Source organism: Bosea sp. F3-2 (genome assembly GCF_008253865.1).
GTDB lineage: Bacteria > Pseudomonadota > Alphaproteobacteria > Rhizobiales > Beijerinckiaceae > Allobosea.
Genome location: NZ_CP042331.1, coordinates 3,260,425 through 3,281,609 on the forward strand (window position 1 = coordinate 3,260,425; position 21,185 = coordinate 3,281,609).

Below are 21,185 nucleotides of genomic sequence, written 5' to 3' on the forward strand. Positions count from 1 at the left end.
TCTGTGGGCTGGTTCGGCTGCTCGGTGCGCCTGGCAACCGAGACGAGGAGACCCAAATGCGCAAGTACGATCAGACTTACATCAGCGGAGCTTTCCGAAGCACCGTGGGCCGCGAGGAAATGCCTCTCTTTGACCCGACGACCGAGGAACAGTCCGGTATTCTGGTCCTGGCCAATGCTGAGGATGCTCGACTTGCCGTCGAAAGCGCGAGCCGTGCATTGCCGGGGTGGTCGGCATCGAGCCGAACAGAGCGCATCGACCTGCTCAACTCTATGGCCGATGCGGTGGAGGCGCGCGCGGACGAGCTGACCGAGGCGACCATCGTCGAATATGGGGGGCCGATTGCGCAGGCCAGGTGGCGTGCCGGTCTCGCCGCCACCAACTTTCGCATCGCGGCGAATCTGCTGAAGGACTTCCCCTTCATCCGTCGCACCAACGGAGCCGAAGTGCTCGCCCAGGCGGCCGGAGTGGCCCTGCACATCGTCCCCTGGAACAGTGTGTACAACTCGATCAGCGTCAAGATGGCCGGCGCGCTGGCCGCGGGTTGCCCAGTCGTGGTCAAACCCAGCGAGTTCAGCCCGTGGCAGGTCGACCTTTTCGCGCAATGCCTGCATGCAGCCGGTGTGCCGGCGGGCGTGGTCAATATCGTAGTGGGGTTGGGCAGCGAGGTCGGCACGGCACTAACCGCAAGTCCCGACGTGCGTAAAATCTCGTTCACGGGCTCGACCGCGGTCGGCAAGACGATCCTGCAAGGAAGCGCGAAATGGATGCAGCGGGTCACCCTAGAATTGGGAGGCAAGGCTCCCACGATTGTCATGGACGACGCCGACTTAGCTGAGGCGGCGCGCCAGGCACTCGCCATCGGCTTCGCCAACAACGGCCAAGCCTGCATCGCAGGCACTCGCATTCTCGTGCGGCGTGACCACCTGGATGAATTCTGTAGGGCTATCCCCGATGCCGCGCGAACGGTCGTGCAAGGAGATCCCCGCGACCCTCGGACGACCCTCGGCCCCCTTGTCAATCGTCGACAGTTCGAACGCGTGCTGCGGTACATTTCGCTGGGCATCGTCGAGGGGGCTCGCCCCGTGATCGGCGGTGAGGGGCGACCGCCGGAGTTCGACCGAGGATACTTCGCGCGTCCGACCGTTTTCGCCGACGTTACCAACGACATGACGATCGCACGTGAGGAAGTTTTCGGCCCGGTGCTGTGCATCATCGCCTATGATGACGATGAAGACGCGATCCGCATTGCCAACGATACACCCTATGGCCTGCACGCCTACATCCTCGGCAACGATATCGCTCGCGCGCGCGCCATTGCCGGGCGGCTCGACGCCGGGCGCGTCGCTATCAACGGGATGGCACACGAACCGATGGCTCCTTTCGGCGGCTTCAAGCAGTCGGGGATTGGTCGGGAGTACGGCATATACGGGATCGAGGATCACCTTGAATTCAAAGCCGTCACAGGCGGCACCGTGTGAGCGTCGTCTGTAGGTTGGTTTCGGTCATGCGGCTTCCACGCTCGCAGAGTCCGCTCCCGGGCGCCAACCCAAGACTGCTCCTGGCACGGATCGGCAGCGACTGAGGTGGGATCGGAGGCTGTGGCATGAGCTAACTCGAAACTAACGAACCGATCCCGGCCGGATCGTCCCACGCGGACGACGGGATGGATGAAGCCGCAAACTTCTGCTGCGCTGCGAGCGCGTCCAAAAGCGAGGCTCGCCAGACCCTGATCCCATGCATGCGTGCAACGGCTCCGCTTGGAAGGAGCCATCAGACTGCGAAGAGAAGCGTGACCCGCGTGAACGATAAGGCCAGTGCAGATCAAACCTGAGCTTGACACTCATGCCCGATTAGAGAAGCGGAAGTTGGCTGGCTACCCGGAATCGGACATTCCGACCGGGCCGACGAAGGTCGGCTCGCGACCGAGGTCGTGTGAAAACGCGATTGCGTCAGTGCCGATGACGGCCGCCTTTGCGCATGCAGCGATGACGCGCGCCGGCAGTCAGTGGAGATCAGGCGGCGATGGCTTTCGTAGGAGTTTCTGAACTCGATCGCCCCCCGGAAAGCCGGCAGCAACACTTGCGCAAATTTACCTTGATCATCAAGATAAATTGCGGCAAAGGCGCCGCCTCATCATCAACGGGGAGCGTGACCTTTGGAAATCCTGCTGGGAATGACGGCGCTGTCGGCAGCGCTCGGCGTCGGCGGCGGCATCTACGAGATGACCGTCATCAATCCTGTGTGGCCGCAGCGGCCGGACATCGTGCATCCTGCGTCGGGCGGGATCTCGCGCAAGCGCTTCTGGATTGCGATCCACGTCCAATTCGAACTGCTGCTGATCGCGTCGCTGATCGTCGCATGGTCGACGCCAGCGGTCCGGACCTGGCTCCTCGTGGCGTTCGCGAGCCACGCCGCGATGCGCATCTGGTCGGCCTTCGACTTCATTCCCAAGGCCCTCGCCTTCGAGCGGTCCGAACTCGGAACCGTCTCGCTCGCCGAGTCGAAATCGTGGGTGTCGCGCAGCCGCCTGCGGATGCCGCTGGACCTGATCACGGTCGCCGGCGTCGCCATGGCGTTCGCCGCATCGATCGCGCGGTAACAGATCCTATGTCGAACGTCGAAAAGGGAACGCTGGTCCACAACGTGGGTCTCGCCGTGCGCCAACTCGGCGCGCAGAGCGTGCTGGCCAGCGCGGTCATGGCGAAGCACTTCCAGCTCCACCCGACCGATCTGGAGGTACTGGACCTCATCTTCGTTCGCAAGTCGGTCTCGGCCGGCGACATCATCAAGGCAACGGGACTGACCTCGGGATCGATCACCGCGTTGCTTGACCGCCTCGAGAAGCGTCAGCTCATCGTTCGAGAGCGCGACCCGAACGATGGGCGTCGCACCTGCGTCTGCCTCAATCGGACGGTCTCGGCGCCGATCGAAGCGGCCTATTTGCCCCGGCAACGCGCGATGTCTGCGCTATGGTCGACTTACGATGATGCGGCCCTTGAGATTGTCATCGACTTCCTCACGCGCAGCACCGCGCTTCTGGTCGAATGCACGCAGCAGGTCGGACAGGACGTCGCCGGGCCCGCGCCGGGAAGCGGTTCGGAGGCAAAGCCGCGCAGGCGACGTGCGGCAACGCGGGATTGAGGTGAAAGCCTTCCCCTGACGGCGAATCCAAGGTCTCGCCGTACCCCTTCTGCGGGGCCAACCTTCAGAGGTGCATCTGCTGGCGAACGACAACCGACAGGTGCCATTGAAAATTCAGCCAAGGTGATCCAGCGCCCCTTGGACAACGGCACGTCGACCTGCCGCAGCTTCGCGGCTACCTCTCCGGGGAGGCAGGCCAGTCGACAGAGTGCGCAATTGCCGTACCCGATCCGTTCTGGCGCTGTTGACGCTGCCCCTCGAAGATGAGCCCGAGCCCGAACGCTTCAGGCGCGATCCCGCCCACTTGATCTCGGGACTGAACACATCCTGACACCAGCCTCTCAAACCATTTTGGAGCCGGCATCACGACATCAACGGGGCATAAGCCATTAAGCAGCCTCAGATCTCTCCTTTGCTTCTACAAGCTCATCGATCTTGCGCTGGATCTGCACGATGATTTCATCAATTTCAGCACGTTGCTGGCGCGCAAAAGCGAGTTGCTGCTTGAATTTGGCAAGGTCGAATTTGCTGCCCTTTATCTCGGCGATCGTAAAGCCCAGCTTCCGCAGGATAACAATCTCTTTGAGGCGCTCACGGTCGGCTTTGCTGTAGGTTCGGTTTTTCCCCAGCCGTGCGGGTCGCAGCAAGCCTCGCTGTTCATAGAAGCGAGCAGTACGTAGCGTGATGCCCAACTCCTCCGTGATTTCTGAAATGGTAAAGAACACTTTATCGCCCATCGCAGAACTTTCCACGGCAAGACCCGTGCCAAACACAGGACTCATCGACCAACCTTACAGGCCTTGTCGGAAGGCGTCCGGTAGTCCAGGCGATGCAGCTATCTGCCGTAGACGCGGACATAGTCGACCCTCAGCCGAACCTCTCTGTCCTCCGGTCTGAGCGGTTGCGGAAACGGGACGTCGGATCGCAATGCGAGCGTGATCAGAAGCCAGAAGGCATCTCCTTGCGCATCGAGTTCACCCGCGCGCCCGATGCGCCAGTCAAGCACGCGGCCGGTCTTCGGATCGCGGATCGGCTTGCGCTCGAAATAGAGTACGCAGCGATCGCCATCGATCAGCCCGCCAAAGCGGAAATAGCCGCTGGTCAGATCGACATCCGTGGGGACGCCGACCCCCTCGTGTCGCTCGCCCGGCTGGCCCCACTCGTGCAGATAGGCGCCGTAGAGGCTGCGCTCCCAACCCTTGTGCTCGACGATGTCGATCTCGACGCTGGTCTGAGGGAAGAGGATGCTGCGGCTGTTCATCAGCCAGAAGGCAGGGAAACTCAGCGGATGAGCCGGAAACCGCATCCGAGCCTCAAAGTAACCGTTGCGCCAACCTCTCAGGATCGTTCCGTCCCGGCGCGCCGTCTGGAGATTGCCGGATATCCACTGAAATTCCGGCAGCGCGTTGCCGTAATAGGCCGGCACATTCATCGGTCGCCCGAGATACCGAGCAGAAATCTGCAGGGCGTGCCCTCCGGACGCCAGCGGATCAGCGACGATCGCATAGGGATCAAATCCCTCCTCGCCGCCGCGCCGGCTGAAGGCCGAGCGACCGTAGAAGCCGGGCTCATGGGTGGTCGCCTTCGGGCCGGCCTGCCATATGGTCGGATCGAGGCTGGCGAAGGATTCATCGAAGACGAGCGTGCGGCCGACCGTCGGGTCCGGTGCATCCTGCTGTGCGTCAACCAACGTGGACCTCGCGCCTGTCGCTGTCGCGAGAGCCGCGGCTCCGCGCAGAAGCGTCCGGCGGGATGGCATGATGGGCATCGCTCTTCTCCGTATGAGGGGAAGGAGTGTCTGCGGCGGCTCCAACGTATTCAACTCGTGCGGGGCAGCGCCGACCTGGCCTTGCGGCCGAATTGTGAGAGCGCCTCGTCGTAGACATCGAGCGTCTCGCGAGCGACGCGGGCGATCCTGAGACGATCGATCCGGTGTTGGCTTCGGTCTCGCCAATGGTTAATCGCATCCGGAGCCGCGATCAGTCCGGACAGGGCGGCGGCAAGCGCATCGGGGTCGCGGGCCGGCACCAGCACGCCAGCCTCCCCGCCCTCGAGTAATTCGGGAATGCCGTCGACATGCGTCGCCACGACGGCGCAACCCGCCTCCCGAGCCTCCGACAGGACAAGTGGCGCGGGGTCGGCATGGGAGGGCAGCACAAAAATGTCGGCGCCGAGCATCCAGGGAAAGGGATCGGATTTGCTGCCTTCAAAGCGCACAGCCTCACGGCAGGAAAGTCCGGCGACCAAGTCGCGGTAACCCTCCGCAAAGGGCCCGTCGCCGACGATATGCAGGCGTGCTTGCGGATGTCGATGATGGACCAGCTCGAACGCAGCAAAGAGATCGGCCAATCCCTTGCGCGGGTGAAGCCCCCCGACGAAGAGGAGACTCGGCGAGGCCAGTGCGATCGGCGTCGTTTCGCGACTCGCCAGACGGGCCGAGCCGATTGTGCCATTCAGGATGACGCGCAGTTTCGCCGCCGGAATGCCGCGCCGTCGCATAGAAGAGCCGACCGCTGCGCTGACCGCGATAACGCGCGTGCCAAGCCCCATGAGAATCGCGCTCTTCTCGAACTCGTTGTGAACGGTCGCGACCAGCGGGATGCCCACCAGCTTGCAGACGGGCCAGGCCAGCACAGCGCTCGTCATCATATGGGCATGGACGATGTCGGCGCTGAAGGCTCCGACCAGCCGCCGCAGCGCCCAGGCTGACCTCAGCAGCGTCGCCGCTTTGCGCCGATGGTCGATCGTGAAAATCTCGACACCGTTGCGGGAGAGCAGCGCATCGAAATCACCTCCGCCGCTGGCAACCGCGACGGCATGGCCGAGCTTGCTTTGCTCGCAGGCAAGGTCGACGGCAGCGTGGACATGGCCATTCGATTGGGTCGTATGATTTAGCAGGTGGAGGATACGCATGGGCCCATCACGATGCTCGCACCCCAACTCGCTGGCGCTCGCGGCCGGGTGCAAAGGCCTAGCATTTACCGTGCCGGGACGGTGGGAGCGCGCCGCAGCGACGCTTCAGCCTCTATCGTCGAGACGCGCGCCGTCGGCTGATAGTTGAAGCCGCCCTGGCGTCCGAAGGATTCGATCCCGAAGGCCTTCAGGGCCTTGACTGCCTCGGCAGCACTCTCGTCGGCTCCGTTGCGATAGATCGGATAGGCGTTGTCGAGGAACTGACTGCCTTCGAGCCTGAGATCGCCGGAGAAGAGCCCGTTCGCCGCGACATGGGCACGGAAATCCGCCTCGGCCCGGGCGACCGACTTGCCGATATGGTTGGCGATCACCTCGACGCCGAAATACTCGCGCCCCTGCGCCCGGCCGTAGAAGTCGGAATACATCGTCAAGCGCTTCCAGGCGCCGCCATAGGAGAAATTGTAGATGATCTCCTCGTTGAAGCCGCGCGCGCCCTCAAAGCTGAAATAGAGCGCCAAAAGCGTGATCGTCTCGAGTTCATGCGAGACCGGCAGTTTGCAGAGCGCCTGCACGCGCGGGATCGGAATCGTCGAGACGATGCGGTCCGCGACCATCGCCCCGCTCTCGTGAAAAAGGATGAAATGGTTGTCCAGCTTCTCGATCCGGTCGAGCTTTGCTCCGGTCAGGAAACGGACGCCACGGGCAGACAATGCCGCGGCAGCGGCAGCGTATAGCGCTGCAAAGCCTTCGCGCGGGCGCGCCAACTGGCGATTGGTCGGTGCCGGCGGCTTCGTCCGACGCAGGCGACCGAGCATGGCGCGCAGCGAAGCATGCTCAGCGATCCATTGCATGCGCTTGCGCGCCAACTGGATGCCGATCTGATCGGAGGCGATGCCGTAGAAGCGGGTCATGTAGGCGTCGAGGCCCGATCGGTGCAGCAGCCGAGCCCCGATCCAATGGCGGGCGAACTCGCGGGCGTTGCGCATACGCCGCTTGAAAAGGCGGGCATAGGCCGCCGATGTCAGGATGCGAGCGAACTCAACCGGTCCGGCGCGAAGGATGTCATCCTTCAGCGAAATCGGATAGGCCGTGATCAGCCGTTGCGGATTCAGCCTCGCCCAGCGCGGCCGGATCGGCACGTAGAGTGGCAGCAAATCCGGAAAATGCTGCAATAGCGGCGAGTCGTCCTGGAAGATCAGGCTACCGATGTCAAAGGTGTACCCCCCTGACGACCAATCAATGTGGTTGCCCCCTATATGTGCATATTCTTCGACGACGACGATCCGCCTATAGCCCTGCTGGGCGAGTACCGAGGCCGAAACCAGGCCGGAGACGCCCGCCCCAAGAACGATGGCGTCGTAGCGCTCGGGGGCCGCCTTGTCGGCATCGTCAATCCGCGGGATCACCTCTTCCATCGCCGAACCTCAGTGATCGGACATGTCAGGAGGCTAGTCGTCCCTAAGGTCATCCGGAAGCAATACTCGCCGGCACATTGGTCTTTTTCCTGCTCAATCGCGCGGCGAATGCGATCTGATTGAGCAATCGGGCCTAAGGCCCGCCAAAGGCGCCTTTCCTAGACTGGCACAGTCCCTGCTTCATCTGCGTAAGGCATGCTTTTCCGCATGCAACCGTCAGCGTCGTCGCTGCGGTCTCAATCATTGCGTCTGAGCACGGAGCGTATCATGCCGGGCTGGCCACACCCGAACGAGGCGGCGCTGTTGGAGGAGGTCGATCTGGTCTCGACAGACCTGTTCGATACGTTGCTGTTGCGTACGCTCCGCTCGGAGCGCGCCCGTATCGTCGCCGGCGAGCGCATGTTCGCTCGAAGGCTGGCTGAACAGGGCCTGCCGGCTTCGGATGACTGGCTGGTCGAGGCGCGTCTGGAGGCGCAGCGCCTGGCCTATCGGGCCCTCGATATGACCGGGCAAGATGGCGAGGTCGTGCTACGAGACGTTATCCGGCGCCAGCTCGCCATTCTCGGGGTGCCCAAAGAACGGATGGAGGCGCTATGCGAGGCGCGGCTCGCGATTGAGCTCGCGATCGAAAAGGAGTCGCTGCGGCCAAACCTGCAACTCGCAGCGCTGCTACGCCGTTGCCGCGCCGAAGGCCGGCGTGTCATCGCGATCAGCGACATTGGGCTCCCAAACTCGATACTCGAAGCGTTGGTTACCCATGTCCATGGCCCCGATCTGCTCGATCGGATCTATTCCAGCGCCGATATCGGCCTGACCAAGCGGCGCGGCGGCCTCTTCGATGCAGTCCTCGCAGCAGAAGGGATCGATGCCCGCCGCACCTTACATGTCGGTGACGATCGGCTCGCTGACCACGCCGTGCCGTCGGCACTCGGCCTTCGCACACTCTTCGTTCCGCGTCCGAAGCTCCGGCGCCGACTGTCGCGCCTTCATGGCGGCGCAAGTGAACTGGGGCGCATCATCCGCAGGCGGCCGGCTGATGCGCCCCCTCCCGCGGAACAGGTCCGCGATCCCCATGCGTTCGGGCGCGAGGTACTCGGGCCGATCGTGGCCGAGTTCTGCCTGGCGATCTGGCTCTACGCCGCGGAAGCCGGCAAGCGGGGAGACGCGGCTCTGCTATTCTGTGCACGAGGGGGGCTCGGGATCCGGGCAGCGTTCGAACGCATCGCCGAACGGTTGAGCCTGCCCCTCGCGCTGCCGCGCGAAAATTTGATGATCTCGCGACTGGTCGCGGCCAGAGCGGCCGTCATGGCCCGCAGCGGAGCGGCGCTCGACGAGCTCGGGCGCGAATTCCACGGCCACAGCTTCGCCGATGTCGCAGCCGCCTTGGGCGGCCAACGCTACCAACTTCTCCAATGCTGGGACGAGCCATTCGCGCCCGATCGCTTCTTCGCCATGCTCGACAGGTCTGCGGGGGAAGAAATCCTGGCCGACATCGATCGGCAGAACACACTCTTCCGGCGCCATCTTGCCGCATCCAGCGGCGGCGCAGGGCGGATCATCCTGAGCGACACGGGACTCTACGGCAGCACGCAGCGCCTGCTCGCGGCCGGGCTGCCGGATCTGAGCTTCGAGACCATCCAGCTTGCGCGCTGCAACTATAAGGGCCTCAGCGAGGACCATTTCCCGCGCGTCGTCGGGCTCGCCGTCGAACGCAACCGCTACAGCCCCTTCGCGGTCCGCTCGACGGTGCTGCGCTACTGGCAATTGATCGAAAGCCTGTTCGAGCCGGCGATCCCGTCGGTGCGTTCCTTTGCGGAGAACGCGGGTGGCGAAGTCACCTGCAATGCCGGCGACATTACCTTTGGCGCGGTCGATCCCGCCATCGGCAACCCGCTGCTGGCCGGGGCGCTCGCCTATATCGACGGGGTCCGTGGCGGAACGGCGATTATGGTTGATGCGGCCCGTGCCTGGCCGCGGCTCAGGCAGGCCATAACCCGGCCGGTCGAGGCCGATCTTACCGCACTGGCGATCGGCGAGCGCTCGGTCGATTTCGGCCGGTCCGGCACCGTCGGAGATAGCGGCGCATTGCCCGGTGGCCCGCTATCCCGCCTGGCTTCGATCCGCAGCCAGCTCTGGCGTGAGGGCGCGATCGTGCGTGCCTTTCCGCGCTCGCGCCTGCCGCTGCTCACGGCGGTCGAGGCCTTCCACGCGCTGCGCGGGCTCTCCGCCGGCTTCCATCGCTGATGGGAAGCCGTGTGAGCCAGGTGGCTTTCGGAATAGTCGCCGTGGACCGAACCTTGCGCATGCGCGTGCCGGCCGGATGCAAGGGCGGATCGCCATGCTGGCGATGAAGGCGTTCCAGGGCGCCGGCTGGCTGGTCGCTTCGCGTTTCCTCGGCCGGTTCATCGATTTCTTCACGCTGCTGATCATGGCGCGGATGCTGACGCCGGCGGATTTCGGCCTGACGGCGCTCGCCATGTCCTGCGTGGCGATCGTCGACATGGTGCTTGAGATCCCGGTGACGCAGGCGCTGGTCCGACTGCCACATGTCGACAAGGCCCATCTCGACACCGGCTTCACCCTCGGTGCCCTGCGCGGTCTCGCAATTGCGCTTTTGCTGCTCGCCGTGGCTTGGCCGTTCTCCTGGATCAACGGCGACCCGCAACTCGCCCCGGTGATTCTCGCGCTCGCTTTCGCGCCGATCGCGCGCGGCCTCGCCAGTCCCGGCCTCGTCCTGTTCATCCGCGAGCTCGGCTTCCTGCGCAATTTCCTCCTGGAGACCGGCGGCAAGCTCGCTGCCTTCTGCCTCGCCATCGCGACGCTCCTGCTCGGCGGCGGCTACTGGGCTCTCGTCGTCAACTTCGTCGCCGCCCCCGTCTTCGGCTGCGCCATCTCCTATCTGCTTGCGCCCTACCGCCCGGCTCTGTCCCTCTCCCGCCAGAGGGATTTCGCCAGTTTCGTCGGCTGGTTCACCTGCGCCCAGCTCGTCTCCGCAGTGAACTGGCAATTCGATCGCATCCTGCTCGGGCTCGGCGGCAGCAAGGAGGTTCTGGGGCGATATGCGGTCGCGGCCGACCTGTCGGTGATGCCCACCCAGAGCCTGATCGGGCCGGCGCTGCAGCCGATCATGGCCGCCTTCGCCCGGATCCAGGGGGAGGACCAGCGCCTGAGGCTCGCCTTCCTGAAGGCGGCGCGCTTCAGCATGCTCGCTTCGGTGCCTTGCAGCCTGGGGATAGCCCTGACCTCGGATTTGATCGTCGAGGTCCTGCTCGGCCCGAAATGGCATGGCGCCGGCTGGCTGCTCAGTCTGCTCTCGCTCTCGGTGATGGCGACGCCCTATTTCCAGACGCTGTACTCGCTGAGCCTGGCGCTCGGCCGGCCAGAGGTGATCTTCCGACTCAATCTCTACGATCTCGCCATTCGCTCTCCCGCCGTCGTCATCGGCTTCCTGCAAGCGGGCGCCATCGGCATGGCGGCCGCTCGTCTGGTCGCGGCCGCGATCATGGCAGTCTTCTTCCTGCGCTGGCTCCGCGGCCTGCTCGCGATCGGCATCGCCGAGCAGCTCCTCAACCTCTGGAAGATCGCCGTTGCAGGGGCGGTCATGACGGCTGGCGTCCTCGGTCTGCGCAGCACCCTCGCCCCATGGCACCTGCCGGCCCCGGCCGAGCTCGCCATCGCCGCGGCCCTCGGCGCGCTGTCCTACGGTGCGACCCTGCTCGCCTGCGGCATATGGCTCGCCATCGGCGCCGGGCGTCTGGAGCTCTCCGATCGCTGGTGGCGACCGCGGATCGCCGCCGACAAGGTTGGGGAAGGCTCGTGACCCAAAGACTTGACCATCTCGACGGGCTCCGCGGCGTCGCGGCGGTCGCGGTCGTGATCTTCCACCTGATGTCGGCCCTGACGCCATGGCTCGTGCCAGAGCAACAGCCCGGCGCGCACTGGCTCGCCTATACACCCTTCGCGGTTCTCTGGAACGGAACCTTCGCGGTCTCGGTGTTCTTCATCCTGAGCGGCTTCGTCGTGACCAATGCGACGCTGCGCAAATCCGACCCGATCTGGATCGACGTCACCATCCGCTATCTGCGGCTCGCAGTCCCGGCAACGGCCAGCACCCTCGCGGCCTGGCTTTTGCTGAGCGCTTTCCCGACCTCCGCGACGGAGCTCGCCGCGCTCACCGGCAGCCGCTGGCTCGGCTGGACCTACCAGGGGACGATCCCCGGCCCCGCGGCCGCGATCTACAACGGCATGGCCGGGATTTTCCTGAGCGGCGGCTCGTTCTTCAACAACGTCCTGTGGACGATGCGGCCCGAGCTGCTCGGCTCGATCCTGTGCTTCGCGGCCTGCGCTTTCGCGAGGCCCCGGTTCCGGCTCGCAATCGCGATCGGCAGCGCCGTGATCTTCATCGCGCTGCGACGCTACGACTATGTCTGTTTCCCGCTCGGCATCATCCTGCGCGAGGCCTGGAAGGCGGGGCGACTACCCTCGACCCTACCGATACTCGCGATGCTGCTCGGTCTCCTCATCGGCTCGCAGAGCGGTGATGCGGCACGTCTGTTAGGCCTGGACTCGCTGCCGGAAGCCTTGAAGCCTGAAAGGAAGGGCGGGCTCCTCTACCCGATCGCCGCGATGCTGATCGTCTACGGCTGCCTTCGCTCGCCTTGGCTGATCGACGCTCTCTCGGGCCGGATCGGCCGATATCTCGGCGCGATCTCCTTCCCGCTCTATCTGACCCACGTGTCATTCATCTATACGATCGTGGCCGAGGCATATCTGCGTACGAGCCAGCATGGCCTAGCGTTTGCCTTCCTCCTGCCAGCAAGCATCGTCCTGATGTTCGCCATGGCGCACGCCGCCGAACGCTGGCTCGAGCGACCGTTCCTTGGCCTGCTCGGTCAATTGCGCAGATGGTTGAGGGGGCTCACGATCGGGCGCCGCGACGTGCGCGGCGCTTCCAGCTGAGAATCATGACCTCCCGCGATTGATCGCGGCGCCGATGACGGTGACGCCGGCGCGCTGAAGGACTGCGAGCGCATCGTTCAATTCGTCATAGGTCGTCTTACCCTCGGCGCCGACGAGGACGACGATGTCGGCATGGGTCGCAAGCGCGACCGCATCGGAGGGTTCGCCGAGCGGCGGCAGGTCGATCAGCACCTCGCCGCGCTGCCTTGCCTCCGAGATGACAAGCGCCGCGCGCGGATCGCGGAAATCGACGAAGCGGTTGAGCTGTGGCGTCGCCGAGCGGATCGGAATCAGGCGCACCCCGTCGACATTGGCATAGGCTGCCTGCACCGCGCTGCTGGAAGCGATTACGTCGGTCAGCGACGGTCCGGCGGGGCCGCCGTCCTCGCCGCGCGCCGGGGACGCATCAGCGCTGAAGACGCTGACCTGCCGGCCACGATGATTGAGCAGCTGCGCGAGGTTCATCGTCAGCAGCGCGGCGCCAGCGCCCCGACGCCAAGAGCCGATCGCCACGACCGGGCGGCCTTCGGAACGACTTGCGGCCCAGGCAATCTCGATCGCCGTTCCCAGATCCCGGATCGCTGCCGCGAAGGAGTCGGCGTGCTCGCGCGTCACCAGCTTCGCGCTGTCCGAGGCAGAGATGCGCGCCTTCCCGCGCTGTCCACCTGCCTCGGGAACGACGACGAGGCAGGACAGGCCCGTCTCGCGTGCCAGGTCCTGCGGACTGCGGACGCGGCGATCGAAGACCGACACGAGCGCCGCGACGAACACGCCGGTGAGCAGGCCGAAGACGCCGGCGAATGCCATGATTAGGCTGCCATGCGGAGCCGAAGGGCCGAGCGGCGCCTGAGCCGCGCCGATGATCCGCGCATCCGCGTCCGGGATCGGCTGCGCCGGCAGCGCGCCGCCGCGGACGGCGGCATTGGCGGCCCGGACCTGAGCTGCGAGGGCATCCAGCCTGCCCTGCAGGAATTCGGCGCCGCTGCGGGCGGCATCAGCCTTGAACGCGACCGACTGCAGCAGGTAGGCGGAGGCGGCCGCATTGGCGACGCGCGCCGGCAGCTCCGGATCGGCCGAGGAGTAGGCGATCTCGAGCACATAGGACTGGCCAACCCGCCGCGCCGAGAAGCGCCGCGCGAAATTCTCGAAAGCGTTGCGCCGCGGATCGACGCGAAGCAAGGCTTCGGCGCCCTGGTTCGCCGGCTGAGCCGCGGCGCCGGTCAATGCGGTCCAGATACCGCGCAGGGCGGCTGCGGCACGGCCGGTCAGCGTCTGTAACAGTCCAGGCGGGCGGGGACCCAGCTCCGATTGGTCGCCCAGGGCGAGTGCGTCGAACACTGTGCTCAACAGGCGCTCCGAGCGGATCACCTGCAGTTCACTGTCGGCGGCGTTCAGGTCGAGCGAGCTCGGTGCGGCTGTCTCACGTGCCGCGCTCGGGCCCTGCCGCCGCGGCTCAAGCAGCACGGTCGCGGACGCGGTGTAGGTCGGCGGCGTCGTTCGAACATAGGCGAAGGCCGCCCCGAGGCAGAGCGCGACCCAGACGGCCAGTTTGCCCTTGTGACGCAGACCAGCGGTACCGATCGTGCGTAGCAGGGCGACCGGACCATCATTTGCCTGCGACGTATGGGGATCCGGCAGGGGCAGGATCCGGAATGGCGCGCCGGATGCGCCCGGCTTTCCCAGCATCATCTAAATTTCCCCCTCGGCTGCAAGGCGGCGGCGCGCTCGGGCTGCATGCGGCCGCGCAGGATGTCGGCGATCCCGAGCAGATTGCCCCTGAGGCGACCGCGTCGATCGATGAACGGCTCGGGACGCAGTGAGCGACCGAGATTGCTCGAAATGTTGCGGAAGAGATGATCGGCCACCTGGCCGAGCGTCATCGTGCCCTTGCGCAGCATGTAGAGCGGGTTGACGATCTGCGAGTAGCCGAAGCGCTCGCCGGCCATGCGACCGCCCTTGACGCCCATATGGACTCCGATCGCATCGGCGGACTTGACCAGCCGACCGCCGCGCCGCGCCAATGCCGCTGCGAAGTCGCGGTCCTCCAGCCAGCCATAGAGCACGAGCCGCTCGTCGAAACGCAGGTCGCCGATGCTGGCGAGGCGAAAGGCCATGTTGCAGCCATAGGGGCTGTAAGGTTCGATCCAGGACCAGTCGCTCGGTGGCGGGGCTGCGACCAGCCTTGCCGCCTCCGCGAGCGCGATGCCCGGTCCGGTCACGCCGTCGGCGAGGACCCGGCCGGTGAAGGCGACGATGCTGGCTTCGTCGCGGAAGGTCCGGGCGGCTGCCGCCAGCCAGTCTCCATGGGCGACGAAATCGTCGTCGAAGAAGGTGACGAACTCAGTGCCGGGCGGCAGATTCGCGAGAGCCGTGTTGCGCTGGGCCGCAAGCCCGGCCGGCCCGGTCAGTACCAGGACATCGTTGCGGCCCTGCAGGCCGCCGGCATCGGCCGGATCGATGCAGGAGACGATGACGCTGTCGGGCTTGAGCGTCTGGTGCTTGAGCAGATGCAGGACCGTCTCCGTCACGACCTCCGGCCGGCCGCGGGTGGCGATGACGGCGGCGATGCGCGGAGCCGGAACTGCGGGTTGCGCCGGAACAGCGCGGTACGCTTTCGGCGATTGCGCCAGATCCAGATAGCCCTCGGCGGTGTTGCGCCAGGAGAACAGCGGCAGGCGCTCGCGGCCGCGTTCGCTCAGCTCCTGCCGCAGGGCAGCCGAATCCGCCAGTGTTCTGATATGGCCGACCCAGGCGACCGGATCAGCGGGCGATGCGAGCAGCGCGGCATCGCCGCAGACCTCCGGCATACTGGCGCAGTCGGAGGAGATGACCGGACAGCCCCGTGCCATCGCCTCGAGGATAGGCAGGCCGAACCCTTCGGTCCGAGACGGAAAGGCGAGACAGAGTGCGCGTTCGAACAAAAAGGCGAGATCATCGTCGCTGACCCGCCCCAACAGGCTGACATTGGCGGCTTGCGCCAGTTGCTCCTGCGCGAAAATGTCGTTGCCGCCCCCGGCGATGACGACGTCGATGCCGAGTTCCGCCAGGCGCGGCGCGATCTCGACGAGGAGGGCAAGGTTCTTGTGGCGCGCGCGCGAGCCCAAGGCGAGGACGAATGGCCGCTCGGCATCGGCCCGCGCCGCCAGCAGCGCCGGAGCCCGCTCTGCCCTGGCCGTATCCCAGGCGAGCGCATGCTCGTGGCCGTTCGGGAGCACGGCGATATCGGCGGCGCGCAGCGGCAGGTGGCGCGCCAGCTGCCGGGCCGAGGCGTGTGAGACCGTGGCGATCCGGGCGCTACGGCGCGCCAGCAGCGGCTGCAACGCCTTGTAGGCGGTCCGAAAGCCGCGGCCATAGCTCTCCGGCGCTGTGAAGACGTTGGCGTCGTGGATGCAGACGATCTGATCGCCCTTCATCAACGGTGCGGTATTGCAGAGATTGAGCAGCCGTCCTCCCCAGAGCCGCGGCAGCTCGATCTGCTCCCAGCCATAGCCGCTCAATCGCCCGCCATGGACCGTATCGATGGCCTGCAGCGCCATGGCGTCGGTGGCCTGCGGCGCAATCAAGGTCGCCTTCCGGCCGGCCCCCGCGAGGCTCGCATCGAGGGCAGTCACCACGTTGCGCGCATAGCGCTGAACGCCGGTCATATCCTGCGACAGGAAGCGGCCGTTCACTGCGAAGGTTTCTGTCATGGCCTCGCTCCGACGACCAAAGGGAGAGGTTTGACGGCTTTCGAGGCTCGCGGCCTGATCGCTGCGGCCAGCGCGGCCAGCATGCAGAAGAAGAAGCCCTGATCGATAATCGGGCCGACGAGTAGGTCGCCGATGAGCAGACCGGCGTAACCATTACGCGCGGCAGCGGCGATGTCGGCCTCCAGGCTGCCTGGCTGGCCGCGCGGGCGCAGGAAGCATTCGAAGACGAAGACCGTATAGAAGAGAGCGCCGGGAATCCCGACGCTCGCGAGCAGCGCGACGGCAAAGCTCGAGGCACGGGCAGTCCCCAGCCCGACGCCGAGCCCCCAGCTGTCGAGGAAGTTTTGGAATGAGACGACATTCCAGGAGCTGCGCTCGATGCCGGAATCGGAGCTCGCCTTGTTCAGCACGACGAGATCGACATAGCCGTAGACTTTCGCAGCCGCGTCCGGGTCGAGCAGGAGCAGCAGCACGACGGCCAGACCGATGATCGGCGCGCCGAGGGCAAACATGGCCGCCTGCCGCGCCGCTTTGCCCTGGATGAGCCGAACGAAGGCGAAGGCGTAGAGCAGAAGCAGCATCACCGGCGCGCCGGCGAGCCCGGTGGAAGAGGTCGACAGGACGACCAGGACGAACGACAGCGCGGTGATCGTTCCGGTAAGCCGCGAACGCACGCCGCAGAGCCACAAGGTGCCGGTGAAGCCGAGCACGCCGAGTGTCGACCGCGCGAAGACCGAGGCCTCCGTATACGAGCCGACGATCCGCTTCATGCCGGCGATCTCGGAGTCGGTGTGGAGCGTGTAGCGGGCGTTGCGGATGAAGCCGAGCAGTTCCTGGGTGCCGGTCGCATAGGTCGCGATGTCGAGGATGGCGAAGGCGCTGTTGGCGACGCAGCAGGCGAGAAGCGCGTTGAGGACGGCCGAGAAGCCCTCGCGCGTCGCGGCGATCGCGGTCATCGTGATCAGGCCAAGCAGAGTGGTGAAAAGATAGAGGCTCTGCGTGACATTGCTGGAGACCGGCGTCAGCGGCACGGTCGAGCCGGTGTCGTCGAAGGCCGTGGTGCCGAGCGGGATGATCTCGGTCGCACCAGCGAGCACGCGCGGCATCAGAAAGGCACTGGCGACGCCATAGGCGACGAGGCAGGCGAACCAGAAGCCCGGCTCGTTCGGGTGCACGGCGCGGATGGCTGCTGCGGCCTCGCGGCGCCGGCTCAGCGTGCCGAAGGCCAGGAAGACCAGCATTACATGCCCAGGCTGGATGTTAGCGGCGCCGATCAACATGGCAGCCGCGGCCCCGAGGACCGCCATAATCGCGAGCCCATGGACGAGCGCGCCCGTGCCGAGCATGAGGCAGATCAGGCCGACCAGAATGGTCAGTGCGCCGATCGGCTCGATGCTCATGGCGCCAGCGCCTGTCGCCGCGGCGGCGACCGCCCGCCCCTGCTCTGGTCGTACCCGTCCGCCATGGTCATTCGGCAAGCACCAGCAGCGAATAACCGCCGAGCACGCGCACCGTCAGATCGGGGTTGAGCGAGAAGCAGAGCCGGCGCGGCAGGCGCATCAATCGGCTGCTCAACGCCTGGTTCGGCAGCTCCAGCCGGCTCGCCGTATAGGCGTGATCGATGACCTTGTAGCCGCAATCGACCAGGGTCGCGAGCGCGGTTTCCTTGAAGAAGTAATGCAGGTGACCGACGTTCTCGCGCAGCTTGGTGATTGGCCAGCCGCGCAGCAGCGACTGGACCGAAAGATCGAGCGGGATGTGGAAGATCTTGTAGCGGCCCTTGCCGTGCAGCGCCTTGATGAAGGCGATGTAGTCCTCGACATGCTCGATCACGTCGGCGACCACGAGCAGGTCGTAGTCCGATGCGCCCTCCGCCGTGAAATCGCCAAACGAGAAGCTGACTTTGTCGGTTTCCTTGTATTTGGCGCGTTGATAGGCGTGCGGCGAGATCTCGTAACCGTGGAAGCGCGCCGCCGGAAAGGACTTCGCCAGGTTGAATAGGATCTCGCCGGTCCCGCAGCCGACCTCGCAGGCCTTATCGAAGCCGATCGCGTTCTTACGCAGGATCGTCTCAATCTGCCGCGCCTTCCAGGGCGAATCCTCTTCATGCCAGCTTGGGTTCAGGTCCGCATAGATTTCGCTCTGGTAGATCGTTTGCATCAAATTCTTCCCGGATATCGCTGAGGGCCGGCCTCGATCACGCCAATCAAGCCAGGCTCTGGACCAGGACCGGGCGCGGCTGTGGCGCCGGCATGGGCATCGAGATCGTCCCGGCGAGCGGCTTGAGCAGTTGGTTGATATGAAGTCCCATCTGTTTCTCGAAGACGGCGGTCGAGAAGTTGCGGGCATAGGTCGCGATCTCGCGCGGCTGCCAGCTGATCGCCCGTGCCCGCTCCTCCGCGGCGATGAGCGCATCGACGCTCTGTTCGTCGAAGAAGACGCCGCTCATCCCGTCGACAACCGTCTCTGTCGCGCCGCCTCGGCGGAAGGCGATCACCGGCCGCCCGCTCGCCATGGCTTCGACTGGCACGATCCCGAAATCCTCCTCGCCAGGGAAGATCAGGGCGCGGCAGCGCGAATAGTGATAGCGCAGCACGCTGAAAGGCTGAGACCCGAGCACGCTCACGTTCGGCTTGGCGATGCGGCGCAGTTCTGCCAGCATCTCGCCACCGCCGATCACCACCAGGCGCCGGCCGGTGCGGTTGAAGGCTTCGACGGCGAGCTCGGGCCGCTTGTAGCCAACGAGCTCGCCAACCATTAGGCAGTAATCCTCGACGAGGCCGTTCGGCAGTACCTCGAACGCGTCGACGTCGACCGGCGGGTGGATCACGGTCGAGGCACGGCGATAGTAGCGGTGCAGCCGGGCGGCGACGGTCTCGGAATTGGCGACGAAATGATCGACGCGATTGGCCGAGATACTGTCCCAATTGCGGATGTAATGCGCCAGTGTCGGCATGACCAGACGTGTGATCGGCCCGGAACGATCTCTGTATTCGTGGAACATATTCCAGATGTAGCGCATCGGCGAATGGCAATAGCAGATGTGCATGGCGCCCGGCGGCGGCACGATACCCTTAGCTGGCCCGGACTCGCTGGAGATGATCAGGTCGTAACCGCGCAGGTCGAGTTGTTCGAGTGCCAACGGCATCAGCGGCAGATAGCGCTGGTAAAGCTTCGCCGAGCGCGGCAGCCGATCGATGAAGCTCGTCGTCACCTTATGGCGCCGAATCTCGTCTGAGACTGCGTCGGGCACGTAAACATGCGTGAAGACGTCCGCGTCGGGATACATCCGGCACAGCGCCTCGATCACCTTCTCGCCGCCGCGCATGCCGACAAGCCAGTAATGAACGATCGCGACTTTCATGGCCCGAAGAACTCCATGGAACTCAATTGGTCTGGGCACGAGTTTGCTCGGCAGGCTCGCAGCCGGTAGGAAAGTCCCTACCGACTGCCGCGCTGCATCAGCACCGCAGGCACCGTCCTGACCAGGATCTTGGCGTCGAGCAGGAGATGCCATTCCGAAGCGTATTCACTGTCGAGCGAGATCCGAGTTGCGTAGGAGCAATCGCTGCGCCCGCTGATTTGCCAGAGGCCGGTGAGCCCCGGCGGGACCGAGAAGCAATGGCTGAAAGCCTCGCCATAGCGCTCGCGCTCCGCCGCTACGATCGGACGCGGTCCTACGAAGCTCATATCGCCGGCGACGATGTTGAAGAGCTGCGGCAGCTCGTCGAGGCTCGATCGCCGCAGGAAGGCGCCGACAGACGTGACTCGCGGATCGCGCGTGAGCTTCTGGCTTTCAGCCCATTCCTGCGCCGCGGCCAGATCGGTGGCAAGTAGGCGCTGGAGCGCCTCATCGGCATTGCAGGCCATGGTGCGGAATTTCCAGCAACGGAAACTTGAGCCGCTGCGGCCGATCCTGGCCTGTTGGAAGAGGGCGGGACCACCGTCGCCTACTCTGATCAAGGCGGCGATCAGCAGCATGAGGGGCGCGAGCAGGAAAATAAGAACCAAGCCGGCCGTAAGGTCAAATGTCCTTTTTACCGCAAATTGTGCCATCTTGTATTCATCGCTCCGCATTCGCAGAGGCAGCGAAAAGGATGCCGGCAATTTCTGCGAGTCCTGAAGTCGGCTCATTGCAGCGCTCCGCGCACACATCGCATCTAATTAGATTATTAACCTGAAATTAATACATGACAATAGCATATTGTGCACTGCAATATATTTGTTCAGCGTGGTTTAGAGCTGATTACAATCTGGACGTTGTCAGTAAAATACCTGACAAATTTTATATGATTCCGCCCCTTTCTGCGGCATCTCGGCGAACGAGCCATCGAGAGACGCCAGCGCCCGGCTGCGCGGTGACGCAGCTGGAGCGGCGCTGCGAATGCTTGGATCGATCGGCAAGAACCTAAATTCTTGAATCGCGCTACTGAAACCATCCTCGGGTGATGGCGTACTGCACGATCTGCTGGCGACTATCGATTCTCAGCTTATTGCTGGCGCGCGCCTTGTAGGTTTCCGCCGATTTCGTCGTGATTCCGATGCGCTCCGCCGCCTCGCGAATACTGAAGCCTAGCGCAATCAATCGCAGAACCTCTTGCTCCCTCTGTGTCAGGATCGAGCCGCGCCGCCCCCCTTCCTCCGTCAGAACCGCATCTGCGGCGTCGAGGAAGCTGCCGCCGCGAATTATTGTCGCGATCGCCTTGCACAGGACCGATCCGGGCGATTGCTTCAGGAAATAGCCACGTGCTCCCAGCGCAAGCAACCGGTGGGCCCGGCTATTGTCGAGTTCGTCCGCGAGGATAAGGATTCGCTGCGATGGAAGATCGTTCAGCAGGCTCTCAGCGACGGAGACGCCATTGAAACTTTCGCTGACGACGGCGACGTCCGGAGCAGTCTTGTCGATGACTTGCGCAAGATGGGCGGACGAATGAACCTCACCGACGACGTCGATATTGGATTGCTCAGCCAGGCAGGACCGCAAACCCACGAGGAAGATCGGGTGCTCGTCGGCCAGAAAAATGCGGGCAGGCCGTTCGAATGACAGCATGGCGCAACCTCTACG

General features: G+C 64.7%; 17 protein-coding genes. 6 read left to right on the forward strand and 11 right to left on the reverse strand.

Annotated features, from left to right (window positions below; all coding sequences use genetic code 11):
• The first annotated feature begins 56 nt into the window (after positions 1-56).
• The 3 genes from FQV39_RS15115 (at position 57) to FQV39_RS15125 (ending at position 3,144) form a co-directional block, all read left to right on the forward strand.
• On the forward strand, positions 57-1,481 hold the full coding sequence (locus FQV39_RS15115; RefSeq protein ID WP_149131044.1) for an aldehyde dehydrogenase family protein: 1,425 nt from the start codon (positions 57-59) through the stop codon (positions 1,479-1,481).
• Between the two features lie 677 nt (positions 1,482-2,158).
• Positions 2,159-2,602: a hypothetical protein gene (locus tag FQV39_RS15120; protein WP_248313020.1), complete on the forward strand. Its 444-nt coding sequence runs from the start codon at positions 2,159-2,161 to the stop codon at positions 2,600-2,602.
• Between the two features lie 44 nt (positions 2,603-2,646).
• A complete protein-coding gene (locus FQV39_RS15125; protein ID WP_187639940.1) occupies positions 2,647-3,144 on the forward strand; it encodes a MarR family winged helix-turn-helix transcriptional regulator in 498 nt (165 codons plus the stop codon).
• A 389-nt stretch (positions 3,145-3,533) separates the two neighbouring features.
• Here the strand turns inward: FQV39_RS15125 and FQV39_RS15130 are convergent, their stop codons facing one another.
• The 4 genes from FQV39_RS15130 to FQV39_RS15145 form a co-directional block, all read right to left on the reverse strand.
• A complete protein-coding gene (locus FQV39_RS15130) occupies positions 3,534-3,926 on the reverse strand; it encodes a MerR family transcriptional regulator (RefSeq protein WP_149131046.1) in 393 nt (130 codons plus the stop codon).
• Positions 3,927-3,979: 53 nt separating this feature from the next.
• A complete protein-coding gene (locus FQV39_RS15135) occupies positions 3,980-4,912 on the reverse strand; it encodes a glycoside hydrolase family 16 protein (protein ID WP_149131047.1) in 933 nt (310 codons plus the stop codon).
• Between the two features lie 50 nt (positions 4,913-4,962).
• Positions 4,963-6,057, reverse strand: a complete 1,095-nt coding sequence (locus FQV39_RS15140; RefSeq protein WP_149131048.1) for a glycosyltransferase family 4 protein — start codon at positions 6,055-6,057, stop codon at positions 4,963-4,965.
• 65 nt (positions 6,058-6,122) lie between these two features.
• On the reverse strand, positions 6,123-7,472 hold the full coding sequence (locus FQV39_RS15145; RefSeq protein WP_149131049.1) for an NAD(P)/FAD-dependent oxidoreductase: 1,350 nt from the start codon (positions 7,470-7,472) through the stop codon (positions 6,123-6,125).
• A gap of 267 nt (positions 7,473-7,739) precedes the next feature.
• Here FQV39_RS15145 and FQV39_RS15150 point away from each other — a divergent pair, with 267 nt between their 5' ends.
• From FQV39_RS15150 to FQV39_RS15160, 3 genes are all read left to right on the forward strand, one after another.
• Positions 7,740-9,716 (forward strand): HAD family hydrolase, encoded by a 1,977-nt coding sequence (locus FQV39_RS15150; protein WP_149131050.1) that lies wholly within the window; start codon positions 7,740-7,742, stop codon positions 9,714-9,716.
• 94 nt (positions 9,717-9,810) lie between these two features.
• Positions 9,811-11,292, forward strand: a complete 1,482-nt coding sequence (locus FQV39_RS15155; RefSeq protein WP_149131051.1) for an oligosaccharide flippase family protein — start codon at positions 9,811-9,813, stop codon at positions 11,290-11,292.
• Positions 11,289-12,431, forward strand: coding sequence for an acyltransferase family protein (locus FQV39_RS15160; RefSeq protein WP_187639941.1), 1,143 nt, complete (start codon positions 11,289-11,291; stop codon positions 12,429-12,431). Before FQV39_RS15155 ends, FQV39_RS15160 begins: the two co-directional genes overlap by 4 nt.
• Before the next feature lie 3 nt (positions 12,432-12,434).
• Here the strand turns inward: FQV39_RS15160 and FQV39_RS15165 are convergent, their stop codons facing one another.
• The 7 genes from FQV39_RS15165 to FQV39_RS15195 all read right to left on the reverse strand — a co-directional run bounded on the left by FQV39_RS15165 (position 12,435) and on the right by FQV39_RS15195 (position 21,170).
• The gene (locus FQV39_RS15165) at positions 12,435-14,120 is read right to left on the reverse strand and encodes a Wzz/FepE/Etk N-terminal domain-containing protein (RefSeq protein ID WP_149131053.1); all 1,686 of its coding nucleotides are present in this window, start codon (positions 14,118-14,120) and stop codon (positions 12,435-12,437) included.
• Positions 14,117-16,120, reverse strand: coding sequence for a glycosyltransferase (locus tag FQV39_RS15170; RefSeq protein ID WP_149131054.1), 2,004 nt, complete (start codon positions 16,118-16,120; stop codon positions 14,117-14,119). Before FQV39_RS15170 ends, FQV39_RS15165 begins: the two co-directional genes overlap by 4 nt.
• Entirely contained in the window at positions 16,117-17,520 is a 1,404-nt protein-coding gene (locus tag FQV39_RS15175; protein WP_149131055.1) for a hypothetical protein, read from the reverse strand. The genes FQV39_RS15170 and FQV39_RS15175 overlap by 4 nt, the downstream gene beginning before the upstream one ends.
• A 67-nt stretch (positions 17,521-17,587) precedes the next feature.
• Entirely contained in the window at positions 17,588-18,280 is a 693-nt protein-coding gene (locus FQV39_RS15180; RefSeq protein WP_149131056.1) for a class I SAM-dependent methyltransferase, read from the reverse strand.
• Positions 18,281-18,326: 46 nt separating this feature from the next.
• Positions 18,327-19,484: a glycosyltransferase gene (locus tag FQV39_RS15185; RefSeq protein WP_149131057.1), complete on the reverse strand. Its 1,158-nt coding sequence runs from the start codon at positions 19,482-19,484 to the stop codon at positions 18,327-18,329.
• A gap of 77 nt (positions 19,485-19,561) precedes the next feature.
• Positions 19,562-20,275, reverse strand: a complete 714-nt coding sequence (locus FQV39_RS15190; RefSeq protein WP_149131058.1) for a sugar transferase — start codon at positions 20,273-20,275, stop codon at positions 19,562-19,564.
• Between the two features lie 271 nt (positions 20,276-20,546).
• Complete coding sequence (locus tag FQV39_RS15195; protein WP_149131059.1) at positions 20,547-21,170, reverse strand: LuxR C-terminal-related transcriptional regulator; 624 nt, start codon at positions 21,168-21,170, stop codon at positions 20,547-20,549.
• Between the last annotated feature and the right edge of the window lie 15 nt (positions 21,171-21,185).